Source organism: Solwaraspora sp. WMMA2065, from assembly GCF_030345075.1.
Classification (GTDB): domain Bacteria; phylum Actinomycetota; class Actinomycetes; order Mycobacteriales; family Micromonosporaceae; genus Micromonospora_E.
The window spans coordinates 5,160,882-5,174,397 of the sequence record NZ_CP128361.1; the positions used below are offsets into that span (position 1 = coordinate 5,160,882).

Here is a 13,516-nt window from a genome sequence, read left to right on the forward strand (position 1 = left end):
AGCACCGTGCCGTGACCTTCCAATTGTCGGCGGACGATGTCCTTAGTGCGTTGAGCGTCTGTTGCGGTGAGCCGCTCGAGGATCCGGCCGAGGCGGTCGCGGCACTGCGCCAAGGACAGCCGTCCCTGACCGCCACCCTGTACTCCGCGTGGGCTGCGGACGGCGTCACCCTCGACCCGGGGATTGCCAACGATCTCGAGTTGGCCACCTCGCGGGTCACGTTTTATCGCACCGTGGCGGCCGAGCTCGCCGCACGCGTCAGCGACCTCACCCCGATCAAAGGGCTGGAGGTAGCCGACCGCTACCCGGCCGGTCTTGGTCGCACCATGAACGATCTCGACTACGTCGCCGGCACCGAGGCCGCTCTGTGGCGAGCGGCAGGTCTACTCATCGACGATGGCTGGGACCTGCACACCGGCACGTTCGCCTGTTTCAACGACCGTCTGCACATGATGGTGAGTCTGCGGCGCCCGCACGAATCCCGCTTCGTCCTGCCGTACGGGGTGGAGATCGCCACCTGGTGGTCGCTGGGTGACCTGGCCGGTGTGCCACCGCTGACCGCCATGCCGCAACCGTGGCGGGCACCGGCGGTGAAGAACACCCTGATGCTCCTGTTCGAGCGCTTCGAGCAACGCTTCCGGGCCCGGGACCTGATCGACGCCAGCCTGCTGGTGGCCTCGGCCTCCGAGGAAGAGCTGATCACACTCACCCGCGCGCTGACCGCACTCGGGTTGTGGCCGGAGTACGCCGAACTCGCCGCGCTCGTTGCGCGGACGAGCCTGCCACCACTGCGACCGCCGCCCCGGCGCAACCAACTGGACACCCGCGCCCGCCGGGCGATCCGCAGTGCAGCCGTGCTGCGCCGTCCCCTCACTGGCATGGCCCGCCACCTGCAGCGTCGCAACATCAAAGGTGCCTCCGCCCGGATCGAGCAGCGGTCCTGGGCGGCGGCCGCCGAGCGGCTCTCCGCCGGTGCGTCCGTCCGGGCCGGGGTGCTGGCCTTCGGCCTGCCACTGGACGACGCCCCGCGAGGTGACGCCCCCACCGCCACACTGCACGAGCGCGGTCGGCTGGCCTGGGTGGACAGCCCGGTCGGCAGGTTCCTGTTGACGATCGGCGACGAGGTCGACGAAGACACCGTGGCGGAACTGTCCGGCCCGGTGCCCAGTCCGGCGACCACCGGAGCGAACCCGTGACCGCCGCCGCCGAGATCGTCGGGCGGGCGTTGGACGACGACATCCGGGTGCTGACCCGTCACCGGCCGGGTGCCGAGATCACCACCGTGTCGGTGTGGATCCTCGCCGGATCCCGCGACGAAACCTCACCTGGCACCGCCCACCTGTTCGAACACCTGGTCATGCAGGCGGTGCCGCCCGGCCGGAAGATGCGGGTCATCGACGAGATCGAGTCGTACGGTGGCGAGGGCAACGCGACCACCGCCCGCGACTACGTCGTCCTGTACGCGCGGGTACCGACAGTGGACGCGCTGGCCGTACTGGACCTGCTCGCCGAGGCCGCGACGGCCACCGAATTCGACCCGGTCCTCGTCGAGGCCGAACGTCGGGTGGTCATCGAGGAGCTGCGCCTGGCTGAAGCCGACCCCACCGACATCGTCCACGACGTGTTCTTCGCCGCCGTGTACGGCGACCACCCGATGGGCCGGCCGGTCGGCGGCAGCCCCGCCGACGCGCTCCGGCTCACCGCCGCCGAGGTCACCGCCTGGTCCCGCCGCCACGTGCGGGCCGGACGAGTCGCCGTCGTGGTCACCGGCGGTGTCACCCCCGCCGCCGTGACCGCTGCGACGGCGCGAAGCGCCCTCGCCGGCCTGTCCGTTACACACCAGAGCGCCCGCGCCGACCGGCCCGCGCTCCCCATCCCGTTGCCGGCAATGGCTCCCGGCGTACGGTCCCGGCGGCTGGATCATCCGCTGCCCGGCGACACCGCGGCCGTGGTGCTCGGCGGACCCGCGTTCTCCTTGGCTGACCCGCGGCTCGCCGCCGCCGAGGTGGTGATGGAACTGTTCGCCGGGGGCAACACATCCGTCCTCGTCGAGCAGTTGCGTACCAGTCTGGGGCTGTCCTACGACATCTGGGGCGACCTCAGCGGTTACCACGACACCGGCGTCTGGCGGATCGCGATCACCACCGCTGTCGAGCACCGTGACGAGGTGGCCCGGCTCGCCGTCGACCTCGCACGGTCGGCGGTGGCGGACGGCTGGAGCGACGCCCGCGTGGCGGTGGCCCGCCGACGTGCTGCCGGTCTGGTCCGGCTCGATGCCGAGACTTCCCTCGACGAGACTCTCCTGTTGGGCCGGCACGCTCTGCTGGGCGGCAGCGTCGACTGGTCGGTGGCCGAATACGCCGACCGGATCGCGGCGGCCTCCCCACAGCAGGTCCACGACGCCGCCGTGTCCATGGCGGACCAACTGGTGGTGGCCACCACCGGCGGGTGACAGCCCGCAGCGGCCCACCCGGCAGACCAACTACCAATGGAGGGAGGTAAAGGTGAACCGGAACATGAAGTTCGGCCGCAGGCCGCGGGTGAAGAAGAAGACGACAACGACCCGCAAGTGACCATTCCTTGCCGGCCGCGCAACCGCTCGCTGATCCGCCGACCGACGGATTGTCCGCGCTCGACCCGGGAAGGAGGCCAGGATGAACCGCCAAGCTGTCCACACACGGCGCCCGGTCGTGAAAAAGAAGAAGCGGTGACCTGAAACAGACGACGGGTGCGGCAGCCGGCGGGTCCGGGGCCGCACCCGGCACCATGCCCGGAGCACATCCGGACCAGGCCAGGACCACACCCGACGCCATACCGCCGCGAAGGAGCCTCCGCGTGAGTGAAGCAGTCGACTGGGAACATACGGTCTTCATGCTGCTCGCCCCCGATGCCCTCGCCCGCCACCTCGGCGGGCAGATCGTGGACCGGGTGGTCGACCAGGGATTCCAGCCAATGGCGTGGCGGGTGCTGTGGCACCGGCCGGCCAACCTGGACGCGTTCCACGAACGCAACATCACCCAGGTGTGGAAGGCGTACCTCTACCGTCTCGTCGACCAGCTCTTCGACTTCGGCCCGACGGTGGCGCTTCTGGTCCGCGACGTCCGGCCCGATCCGCGACACCCCAGCCACGCCCGGCTGCGCCTGGCCAAAGGGGCGAGCGATCCTGCTGACGCGAGCCCTGGCACGATCCGTGCCGACCTCGGCTCCATAAACGTCATGCTGGCCCTGATGCACAGCTCCGACACCCCTGCCGACTCCCAACGGGAGAGCGCGGTCTTCACCGACAGCCAGTTCGGCGTCGGGTCCGGCGTCGGCGGGCGCGGCGGGTACGACGGCGGCGACCCGGCCGACCTGCGTACCCTGCTCGATCTGCTCAGCCGGAGCGCTCCCGCCGAGCGCCGGGGATATCCGCAGGTCCTGGCCGGTCTGCGCGCCCGGGTCCTTGCCCTGGCCTGGCCAGGGCTGTCCGACTCCGCCCGCCGCAGCGCGGCCGACCTGCTGGCCGGTGACCTCAGCGGTCTCGCCGCCGCCGGGGCCGGCGAGAAGGCCGCCGGGCTGCTGGCCAGCGGGCATCCCCTCGCGCCGATACTGACCGCCGAGTTCACCCCCGACCAGCCCGGCCCCGACCCGGCCCGGGTGCAGGACCTCCTCGCTGTCCACGGCGCCCGGCTCGACCCGTGGGAACGCCTCGTGCTTGCCACCTCACGCCGGTTTGCGCCGCGCCGGTGACGCCGACGCCGGGATCAGGACGTTCGCTGTCCAGGGATGAGGACGGTCGTCGACGCGGCGGCCCGCGCCGTGGCCATCAGCTCAGGATCGGTCGAGTGCAGCCAGGCCGTCAGCGGCGTACCGACGCATCCCCGGTCCTGTTTGGCCCGCGCCGCGCCCTGTCCGTAGCCGATCCGGCGGACACCCTGCGCCGAGGCGATCGGGACCGCCCCGTAGAACGCCGTGCCGAAGTACGCGAACCTCGACCGGCGATCGGTGTAGTCGTAGCCGAGGGCCAGGCACTGCCACTCGTCACCGAACGGTGCGAACAGCGCGAACCCGACGACGGCGTCCCCGGCATCGGCGAGGACCACCTGGGCGCGGCCGCCGGCGACATCCTGCAACAGCGATTCCAGCCGGCCGCGCTCGGCCGCCTCGTCGCAGCGGCCCCGGTACTTGCTGACCAACTGGCCGCGCAGTCGGGCCAGCACCGGTACGACCGGGGGGATGGCATCGCCGTGCAGATGACGCAGCCGTACGCCGTTGGCGGTGAGCCGGGCCAGCTCGCGCCCTGCTTCCGCTGCCCGTTTGCGGGGCAGCGACGCCAGGTAGGCGTCGAAACCGCCGTCGCGCACCGGAAGCTCCCAGGTCAGTGACAGTGGCATCGCCACGAACCCGGCTGCGGACAGAGCACCGGTCAGCGCCGTCGCCTCCGGTCTGGTGTAGAGGAACGCCACCGTCGCGATGCCGGCGTCCGCGGCCCAGTCCAGGATGCCGTCGACGGCTGCAGCGAGCGCGGCCGGGCTGTTCGCCGCCGGTCCGACGGGGAGGCATTCGTAGCCGGGCAGCATCACCAGCAGGTTCGGCGTCCAGCGGGACGGCTCGGGCGCGGCCCGCCTCGACAACTCGGCTCGCGCGGCACGTGACGCGTCGGTCAGCGGCAGCGCGGGAGCCGCACTGACCAGTACATGGTGCAGGTCGAACACTTCACCGGGCCGGGGGACGGGCTGCACGGTGGCGTGCAGGGCCAGGCACGCCGCGTCGCCCTGTTCGACAACGAAGGTGAGCGTACGCCCGCCGAGCCGGCCCGCCATCGCACGCAGCCAGCCCGGTGTGGTCAGCATCGGCCCGTCGGCGGCCAACCGCTCCCACTGCGGGGCGATGCCCGAATGGACGCGTAGCCGGTAGCTCACAGCCGCATCACGTAGGCGTCGAGCCGGCGGGCGGTCAGCCCGTGCCGACGTTTGAAGACGTCGTTGCTGCGCCCGCCCTCCAGGATCGGGCGGCCCAGCCGCAGCGCCAGCCGGACCGACTCGGCGAACAGCGCCGCGTACGGGCTGGCGTTGCCGTCGACACGGTATTCGACACCGCAGGTCCAGGTGTGGAAACGGCGCTGGTCGGTCAGGCACACCCCGGCCGCGACCAGCGTGCCCCGTTGACGGATGCGGAGCACGTGCGCGGCCGGGCCGAGGGCGGTGACGAACCGGGTGAACGTCTCGGTTGGGTAGAAACCGGCGTTGCCGAAGCGGGCGGCGGTCCGGTCGCACAGCTCGGCGATCTCGACCAGGTCCGCGCCGTCCGGTGTGGTCACATCGCAGACGAAACCGGCGTCGGCCGCCCGGCGCTCGTTGCGGCGCAGGTTGGCCCGGGGCCGGGGAGCCAGTCGGGCAAGGTAGTCCTCGTACGAGGTGAGGCCGGTCAGGTCGGTGGAGTAGCGGTCCACCAGGTGCCGACCGGTCAGCCCGGCGGCGGTGAGTGCGGTCGCCGTCGGGCCTGACGAGTCCACATTGACCAGCCCGTACCAGCGGGCCCCCCAGTTGCCGGCGAGCCGGCGCAGGGTGTCCAGCAGTTCGGTGACCACGTCGGTCCGGGCGACCGCGCCGAGCAGTTGGGTGTCGTAGCAGTGCCAGACGTGGCTGAGCAGCGCGCTGTCCCGTTCGATGCCGGGATGCAGGCGCCGGAGCCCGCCGATCGGGTCGGCGAGGCGGTGCAGCGCGACCGGCAGGACGGCCACCGGTCGCCCGGCCGGTTCCCGGGCCATCAGGTAGCCGAGCCGATCCAGTGGCGCGAGCGGCGCGTCGTGGTACGCCGACAGGTAACCGTCCTGATAGAAGATCGGCGTGTCACCGCTGCCAGCGACCGCTTCCCACCCGGCCCGCGCCGCCGCCCGGGGGTCGTCGTAGTGGTCGACGACTATGGAACGGCCCATGATCGCACTGTACCGGACACCGGCGGGCATCTATGGTTGCACAATGGCGTCAGTCTATTACCACACGAAGGTCGGCACGACCGAGGAATTGGCTGCGACGGCGGGGCAGCCTCTGGTCGACGTGTTACGCCGCAACGGCATCCCGGTCAACTCCGTGTTGAGCTGGCGCGATGGGCAGGTGGTGTCGGAGGACACCACGGTTGTCGGCGCCGACGACATCATCGAAGTCCGGCAGGTCCGGCATTACGATCTGAATGTGATGCGCCGCCCGAAACGGCAGGTCTACGGTGTACCCAACCCGGTCTACACCAAGAGCATCGTTTTCGACGACAAGGGCGCCATCGAGGTCCGGGGCGAGCAGTTCGACGCTCCCGCCTTCATCCAGTACGTCGAGGAAGCCTTCGTCGACAGTGTCCTGTCCCGGGAGGTGATGCGCGACGGTGACCACGTGATCGTCGGGCTGTCCGGCGGGCGGGACAGCGTCGCCTACCTGACCCTGCTGGAGCGGACCAGGGACCGGCTGCCGCCACTGAACATGACGGCCGTGACCATCACCGGCCTGCCCGACTGGGAGGAGCCGGCGACCTTCGCCGCCGCCCGTGCCTCCGGCGAACGGCTCGGGATCGAGCAGGTCATCGTCACCGCGGCGGACGTGGAGCGGGTGTTCCGGCTACGCGGCACGTTCGTCGACTCGATGAACGAGATCGTCAGCGACGAGGGCAGCCACCTGACGATGGTCATCGGCCACCAGGTGCTGCGGCGGATGCTGGAGGAGGAGGCACACGCGCGCGGCGCCGGGGTGGTGGCGTTCGGCTTCAACGCCGACGACCTGCTGGCCAGCATGGTGACCTGGATGACCAGCGGATTCCGGATGGGTGGCATCCCGACCCGGCAGATCGGCGGCCTGCGGTACATCTTCCCGCTGTACCGGATCACCAAGAAGGAACTGACGCTCTACCTGGAGTTGGTCGCGCCGGAACTGAACCGGCAGGGCACCCCGGGGCGGTTCACCACCGGGCCCGACGAGCGGTCCCTGGCGTACGGAATGACCGACCATCTGCTCGATTTGTGGCCGGGCATCGACTACTACATGTTCTCCGCGTTCGAGAACATGCAGCGCTACATGTTCCCCTTCATGGAGGCGGCCTGCCGCGTCTGCGGCGGGGTCTACCTGCAGCAGGAAGGTGTCGCCAACGCACCGGACCTCTGCGACGTCTGCGACTTCTTCGCCCGTCGCGAGCTCACCACCGTGTCCTGACCGGCATGCCGCCGACCCCGTGGTACGAGCGCTACTTCACGGCCGACTACTGGACGTTCGCCGACGACGAGTACACGGCCGAACGCACCGCCGCCGAGGTCGCCTACCTGGCGGACGTCCTGGCCACCCACGCACCCGGCCGGCGGGTGGTCGACCTGGGCTGCGGGGTCGGCCGGCACGCCGTCGGTCTGGCGCGTAGGGGCTTCGACGTCATCGGGGTGGACGTGTCCGGGTACGCGCTGCAGCGGGCCGCGAGCGCCGCCGCCGCCGCCGATGTCACCCTCGACCTGCGCCGGGTGGACCTGCTCGGCGCGCAGCCACCCGGGTGGGGGCTGCCCGACGTCGATGCGGCCATCTGCGTACAGGCGTTCGGCTGGGGGTCCGACGCCGACCAGCTCCGGCTGCTGCGCACGGTTCGCCGCCTGCTGCCCGCCGACGGTCTGCTGATCCTCGACCACTCCAATGTGCTCGCTATTGCCCGGCACTACCGGGACGAGGCACACGCGGACATCGGCGGCACCGCGTTCCACTTCCAGCGCCGCTACGACCCGGCCACCGGACGCAGCAGCGGCCGGGTCATCGTCCGCCGGCCGGACGGCACCACCGCCGTCCTCCCCGACGACGTCCGCCTCTACCACCCGACCGAGGTGGGCACCCTGCTGACCCGTGCCGGGTTCGCCGTGGCCCGGACCGACGCGGACTTCACCGCAGGTGCCACGCTGACCATGGACACCCGCTACGTCCAGTACGTCGCCCGACCGGCACCGGTGGTGGCCTCGGCACTCGACGGACACCGCGCGCCAACGCCACCAGACCCGTCATCGGACCCGCCGCCGACCCCGTCACCTGCCGACGGCCACACCCGATCTGCCGACGGCCCCGCCCCGGGTCCGCTCGACCTGCGCGCAGCCCCCGACGAGGCCGGGCCGGTCGAACCCGCGCTGGCCGCCGCGTGGGCGGCGCTGCCCGGCGGGCCGGCCGCGATCCAGCGGGCACGCCGCTACGACCTCGCCGACCCGTACGCCGGGCAGCGGCTCGCGCCCCTCGTCGCCGGGTATCTGCGCTGGCCGCCGGGCCGGCAGCTGCCGGCCGAACGGGTGACCGCCGGCGCCGGTGCCACCGGCCTGCTGCACGCGCTGGCCCGGCTGGGCGACGGCGGCACCGTCCTGGTCGACGTGGCCGGCCATCCGGAGTTGCCCGGCGCCACCGGTGGCCAGGTCCGGGCCACGTCGCTGCGCGACCCGGCGGACGCGGTGGCCGCCGTGACCCAGCACCGACCGGTGCTGACCGTCGTCGACCGGCCCGGCCTGCTCGGCCCGATCTGGACCGGGGACCAGCTCCGCCGGGTCGCGCAGGCCTGCGCCACGGTCGGCAGTGTGCTGGTCGTCGACGAGACGCTCGGTGCCTACCTGCCGCCCGACCAGAGCGCCGCCCCGCTCACCGAGGAGCTGCCCGGCACCGTCGTCATCCGCAGCATGTCGAAGGGGTTCTGCGCCGGCGGGCTGCGGGTCGGGTACGCCGTCGCCGCACCGGACCTGGCCGACATCGTCCGGCAGGTGGCGCCACCGCTGGCGGTCGGCGCACTCGCCCTGGACCTGGCCGCCGCGCTGCTCACCCAGCAAGATCCGCTGGCCGCACTGCGGGACCGGATCGCACAGGTGAAGCCGTACGTCGAGGAGCAGCTGATCGCCGCCGGTCTCACCCTGCTGCCGACCGACCCCCGGCTGCCGTGGTTGGTCCTGCGCGGTGACGATGAGGTACGCCGGATCCTGGCCGCCCGAGGAGTGCTCGCCAAGCAGGTGCCGTCGTTGGAGCCGGGCGGCCCACCGGGAGCGCTGCTGCGGCTGTCGGTCCCGCTGTCCGAGGCCCGCCTGGCCGCCTTCACCGCCGCGTTCGCAGCCCCGACAGCCGCCGTTGCCGGCTCCGCCGCCGGCGGACCTGCCCCGACGGGCCTTCGATGAGGTTGTCACAGCTGGTCGCGGCGGTGCACGACGGCATCGACGTCGACGCTGCCATGGCCGACGTCGCCGAGGTCGCCCGGCACGACCGCTACCAGGCCTCGGCCGGAATACACGCAGCGGCTGGCTACGTCGCACAGCGGGCGGCGGACGCCGGCCTGCGCGACGTCACCGTGCACACGTTCCCGGCAGACGGGGCCCGGCGGTGGTGGACCTACCAGGCCCCGATGTCGTGGACACCGGTGCGGGCCAGCCTCCGGCACGGCGGCGAGACGCTGATCGACTACCCGGCACAGCCGTACACCCTCGCGGCGTACTCGGCACCGATCCCCGCCGGCGGCGTCGCCGTACCACTGCTTCGCTGGTCAGCGATGTGCGCCGGCGCCGACGCGACCGGCGCGCTCGTGCTGCTGGACGACGTCCGCGTACCGTTTCCGGAATGCGCCCGGCGGGCGGCGGCCGGCGGTGCCGTCGCGGTCGCCGCAGACCCGCTCGGCGCCCGGATCGACCGGCTCGCCGACCAGGTCGGCCGGCTGGAACTGCTGCCCGGCACGGCGTTGGCCGGCTTCAGTCTCACCGCCGCGCAGCTCGCCAGGCTCAGCGCGGCCGCCGACCGGGGCGAGGCGGTCACCGTCGAGGTGGCGGTGGCCGGGTCGACGGCCACCATGCCGGTGGTGACCGGCGTGCTGCCGGGCGACGGCAGTGGCGACGAGTTCCTGCTCTCGGCGCACCTGTGCCATCCCCGGCCCAGCGCCAACGACAATGCCTCCGGCGTCGCCGCGCTGCTCGCGACCGCCCGGCTGCTCGGTGCCCGGCCAGTCGGCGGACCGGATCTGCGTTTCCTGTGGGCACCGGAGTTCGTCGGTGTCGCCGCGTACCTGCACGATCTTGTGGGCGGCGGTGCCGTGGCGCGGCCCAGCCTGGCGGTCAACGTGGACATGGCCGGGCAGGACCCGTACCGCTGCGGTAGCTCGCTGGTGATCGAGCGGGGGCCGGATGACGTACCGTCGTTTCTGCCGGCCCTGGCCGGACGCTGCGCCGACCTGACGCCGGCGCGGGCCCGGTCCTACAGCGGCGCGGTGCCGTGCGATCCGGGGCAGGCGGTCACCGCGCCGTTCTCCGGGGGTTCCGACCATGCGCTCGTCTCGGATGCGCCGACCCGGTGCCCGACGGTGTCCTTCGGGCACTGGCCGGACCGGGCCAACCACACCTCGGCCGACACGCTCGACATGGTCGACCCGGCCGAGCTGCGTCGCACCGTCACGGTGGCGGCGTCGACCGTGGCGGCGGTACGCGGGCGCGCGGACCCGGCGTTGGCCGCCGACGTCGCCGACGCGTGTGCCGGCTGGGCCGCCGGGCACATCCTGGCGGCGCTGCCCGGCCGGCAGCGTCCGCCGGCACCGTACCCGTACCGTGACGACGGCAGCCCGGTGCTGGACCCGGCCGGCGACGCCGCGTCGGTCCGGCGGGTGGCCCACCGCAGCGAGATCGCCGGCAGGTGTGTCAGCACGCTGACGTACGCCGGGGTGCCGGCCGGGGAGATCGTCCGTACGGCGCGCTGGCTGGCCGACGTGTCCGCCACCGCTGCCGACCGCGCGCTGTGCGTCGAGCCGTCGGCCGACGACGAGGCGTCGGGTACGGTGCTGGCCCGCGCCGCGCTCGGCCCGGTCAATCCCCGGACGCTGGCCGCCACCGACGCTGACCGCGCCTGGCTCGCCGAACGCCTGGCTGAGGATCGGGGCGGCAGCCACGCCCGCGTACTCACGCTGTTGCGAGCAGTCGACGGCCGGCGTGGCCGCCGCAGCGCGGCGTGGTGGGCGGCGCTGGCCGGCGAACTCCCTGTCTCGGTGGCGTTCGCCGACCGGGTCTTCGACATGCTGCACCGGGCCGGCTGGGTCGTCCCGGTGCCCGATCCTGAGGATCTCGACGCGGCTGAGGAGATCGATGCGACCCGTCATCCTGCGTGACCGCAACATGCGGCTGCTCCTTGCCGGTCAGGCGTTCAACATGTTCGGCAGCACGATGATGGTCATCGTGTTGGCGATCTGGATGAAGGACCTCACCGGATCCACCAGCGCCGCCGGCCTGGTCTTCCTGCTCATGGCGATCGCCGTGCTGCTGTCGCCGTTGACCGGCCTGCTGGTGGACCGCCTGCCGCGCCGGTGGCTGATGACGGTCAACGACGGGGCGATGGCGGTCCTGATCCTGGCACTGCTGACAGTGGACAGCGCGGCCGACGTCTGGCTGGTGTACGTCGTCACCTTCCTGTACGGCTGCTCCGGGCAGATCTACCGGGCCTCCCGTGGCGGACTGCTGCACTCGATGCTGCCCGACGACAGCCTCGGCAACGCCAACGGCGTACTCAGCAGCCTCAGTCAGGGGATGCGGGTGATCGGGCCGGTCGTCGGCGCCGCGCTCTACACCACCAGCGGTATAGAGGCGGTCATCCTGGTGGACGTCGCGACGTTCGCCCTGTCCGTCGCGTCGCTGGTGCTGCTGCGCCGGCCCCGGGATCTGGTCCGGTCGGCCGCCGCCACGCAGCGGGGCTCGCTGGCGACCGAGGTCGTCGCCGGGGCCCGGCACGTGGCCCGCCATCCGGTCATCCGGCGGATCGTCGTCGCCAGCGCGGTCGCGTTCGGCGGTGCCGGCATGATCAACGTGGCTCTGTTCTCGCTCGTCAGCGATGGGCTGCAGCGTCCGACCGCCATCATCGGGATCCTCGGGGGCGTCCAGGGTGCCGGCAGCGTCGTCGCCGGTCTCCTGGTCGGTCCCGCGATGCGCCGCTACGGCGAGTACACCGTGGCCTGCGCCGGCTTCCTGCTCAACGGGGTCGGCCTGGCGGCGGCCAGCACCGCCACCCTGACCGGAGTCGCAGCCGGGGCGGTCCTGGTCGGGTTGGGGTTGCCGCTGATTCTCGTCGCCGAGGTGACCCTGGTGCAGCGGCGCACCTCCGCCGAGCTGCAGGGCCGCGCGATCGTCGCGTCTGAGGCGATCATCAATACGCCGTACGCCGTATGCATCGGTGTCGGCACCCTGGTCGTCGGCACAGTCGGCTACCGGCCGATCTACTTCGCGGTCGCTGCAGTCTTCATCCTGGTGGGGGCCGCGCTGTTGCCGTTCCGGGCCCAGACGAGCCCGCAGCGGCCGGCTGACGTCTCGCCCGTCGGCATCGCCTCATAGCAGCCCCGTGTCCTAGCCGCCGCGTGTCCTGGCGGCACGGCAGTCTCAGCGGCCCCGCCAGATCGCCAGCGGCACCACCGTCTCGTCAGGAGAGTCGGCGCCGTGCTCCCAGCTCAGGCTGGTGTCCGGCACGGGGAAGCGTTCGTCTGCGGCGATCGCGATCACCGGGCCTACCCGGTCCCGCAGTGCTTCGTCGGTGGCCACGATCCGAGCCGAGGAGCCGAGTGCCGCAGCGAGTCGGCCGCCGACCTCTTCGTCTTCGTCGCCGGGGGCCGGGTACAGCCACCGGACCCGGCCCGCGCCGCCGGCCGGGAGCAGCCGCCGTGCCGGGTCGTCCAGAACGGACCAGGCCCGCACCAGGTCCGGGTCCGGGGTGCACCGGACCTGGCCGTGGTCCGAGTAGCCGATGACCGTCCAGCCGGCCTGCGCCCACCGGGCTGCCCGGCTGCCCAGCTCGGCCATGGCCGCCACGGCTCGTTCGTCGTAGCCGTGCCGGTGCAGATAATCGTCCAGGTTGACGTAGGTCCACAGGAGCATCGGCTGCCGCCGCCGCACACCGCCGGCCTGCCCGCCGATCTGCTCGTCGACTTCTTTCATCGCGGCGTCGACCAGCAACGCCGGGTCGCGGGCCTGCCGGGCGAGCGTCTCCGACGGTGCAGCCGGGACGACGGTCGCGCCCCGGAGCAGCGCCTGCGCCCATGGGCCGGGTAGGTGGGCGATCTCCCGGGCCACCGCGCGGCACTGCACGCCGTCGCCTGCAGCCCGGTCGAAGATGGTCGGGTGCTCGATCACGAGTCTGGGGTCGCCGCCCGGGTCGGCCGGCCCCTGCGCCAACACCCGGCCGGTGACGGCGTACACCAGAGTGCCACGGCCGGGCACGCGATAGACCATCCCCGGTACGCCGTGCTGCGCCGGCCCGACTCCGGTTATGGCGGTCAGCCACGCAGTCGTCGACGTGCTCGGAAACGTGCTGGCCAACTTGGTCAACTCGGCGGTCCGCCAGCCTGCCGCCAGCGCCGCGTCATATGACAACCCGTCAACGGCAAGCATGATCACCCCACGGCGCGCCCGCGACAGTTCGTCGCAGACGACGTCGGGAATGTCCGCCAAGGAGGTGTACGTGGCCGACGGCACAGATCTTCTCCTCCTCCCCGGCATTGTGGATCATCGGCGCCACCGCCGCCGCCAGGCTGGCCGGCACCG

General features: G+C 72.3%; 10 protein-coding genes. 7 read left to right on the forward strand and 3 right to left on the reverse strand.

All coding sequences use genetic code 11. The features are described 5' to 3' along the window. The first annotated feature begins 11 nt into the window (after positions 1–11). From O7610_RS23495 to O7610_RS23505, 3 genes are all read left to right on the forward strand, one after another. On the forward strand, positions 12–1,196 hold the full coding sequence (locus tag O7610_RS23495; protein WP_281552623.1) for a hypothetical protein: 1,185 nt from the start codon (positions 12–14) through the stop codon (positions 1,194–1,196). After that, entirely contained in the window at positions 1,193–2,452 is a 1,260-nt protein-coding gene (locus O7610_RS23500; protein ID WP_281552624.1) for a M16 family metallopeptidase, read from the forward strand. Before O7610_RS23495 ends, O7610_RS23500 begins: the two co-directional genes overlap by 4 nt. A gap of 383 nt (positions 2,453–2,835) precedes the next feature. After that, positions 2,836–3,729 (forward strand): nucleoside-diphosphate kinase, encoded by an 894-nt coding sequence (locus tag O7610_RS23505; RefSeq protein ID WP_281552625.1) that lies wholly within the window; start codon positions 2,836–2,838, stop codon positions 3,727–3,729. A 14-nt stretch (positions 3,730–3,743) separates the two neighbouring features. Here O7610_RS23505 and O7610_RS23510 read toward each other — a convergent pair whose 3' ends face one another. Both O7610_RS23510 and O7610_RS23515 read right to left on the reverse strand, forming a co-directional pair. After that, positions 3,744–4,901 (reverse strand): GNAT family protein, encoded by a 1,158-nt coding sequence (locus O7610_RS23510; RefSeq protein WP_281552626.1) that lies wholly within the window; start codon positions 4,899–4,901, stop codon positions 3,744–3,746. Beyond that, entirely contained in the window at positions 4,898–5,917 is a 1,020-nt protein-coding gene (locus O7610_RS23515; RefSeq protein ID WP_281552627.1) for a GNAT family N-acetyltransferase, read from the reverse strand. The genes O7610_RS23510 and O7610_RS23515 overlap by 4 nt, the downstream gene beginning before the upstream one ends. Positions 5,918–5,960: 43 nt before the next feature. On the opposite strand from O7610_RS23515, the gene O7610_RS23520 reads away from it, so the two are divergent. From O7610_RS23520 to O7610_RS23535, 4 genes are read left to right on the forward strand one after another with little or no spacing between them, the layout of a single operon-like run. Then, a complete protein-coding gene (locus O7610_RS23520; RefSeq protein ID WP_281552628.1) occupies positions 5,961–7,175 on the forward strand; it encodes a tRNA lysidine(34) synthetase in 1,215 nt (404 codons plus the stop codon). A 5-nt stretch (positions 7,176–7,180) separates the two neighbouring features. After that, the gene (locus O7610_RS23525) at positions 7,181–9,136 is read left to right on the forward strand and encodes an aminotransferase class I/II-fold pyridoxal phosphate-dependent enzyme (RefSeq protein ID WP_289211868.1); all 1,956 of its coding nucleotides are present in this window, start codon (positions 7,181–7,183) and stop codon (positions 9,134–9,136) included. Next, positions 9,133–11,100 (forward strand): DUF4910 domain-containing protein, encoded by a 1,968-nt coding sequence (locus O7610_RS23530; RefSeq protein ID WP_289211869.1) that lies wholly within the window; start codon positions 9,133–9,135, stop codon positions 11,098–11,100. Before O7610_RS23525 ends, O7610_RS23530 begins: the two co-directional genes overlap by 4 nt. Then, positions 11,078–12,313, forward strand: coding sequence for an MFS transporter (locus O7610_RS23535; protein WP_281552631.1), 1,236 nt, complete (start codon positions 11,078–11,080; stop codon positions 12,311–12,313). Before O7610_RS23530 ends, O7610_RS23535 begins: the two co-directional genes overlap by 23 nt. 45 nt (positions 12,314–12,358) lie before the next feature. Here the strand turns inward: O7610_RS23535 and O7610_RS23540 are convergent, their stop codons facing one another. Continuing rightward, positions 12,359–13,447, reverse strand: a complete 1,089-nt coding sequence (locus O7610_RS23540) for an alkaline phosphatase family protein (RefSeq protein WP_289211870.1) — start codon at positions 13,445–13,447, stop codon at positions 12,359–12,361. Positions 13,448–13,516: the final 69 nt, after the last annotated feature.

Bases quoted from the DNA above. Each gene is read 5' to 3' on its own strand.
- O7610_RS23530 (WP_289211869.1), top strand. From the start codon at position 9,133: ATGAGGTTGTCACAGCTGGTCGCGGCGGTGCACGACGGCATCGACGTC.
- O7610_RS23535 (WP_281552631.1), top strand. From the start codon at position 11,078: ATGCGACCCGTCATCCTGCGTGACCGCAACATGCGGCTGCTCCTTGCC.
- O7610_RS23525 (WP_289211868.1), top strand. From the start codon at position 7,181: ATGCCGCCGACCCCGTGGTACGAGCGCTACTTCACGGCCGACTACTGG.
- O7610_RS23515 (WP_281552627.1), bottom strand. From the start codon at position 5,917: ATGGGCCGTTCCATAGTCGTCGACCACTACGACGACCCCCGGGCGGCG.
- O7610_RS23520 (WP_281552628.1), top strand. From the start codon at position 5,961: ATGGCGTCAGTCTATTACCACACGAAGGTCGGCACGACCGAGGAATTG.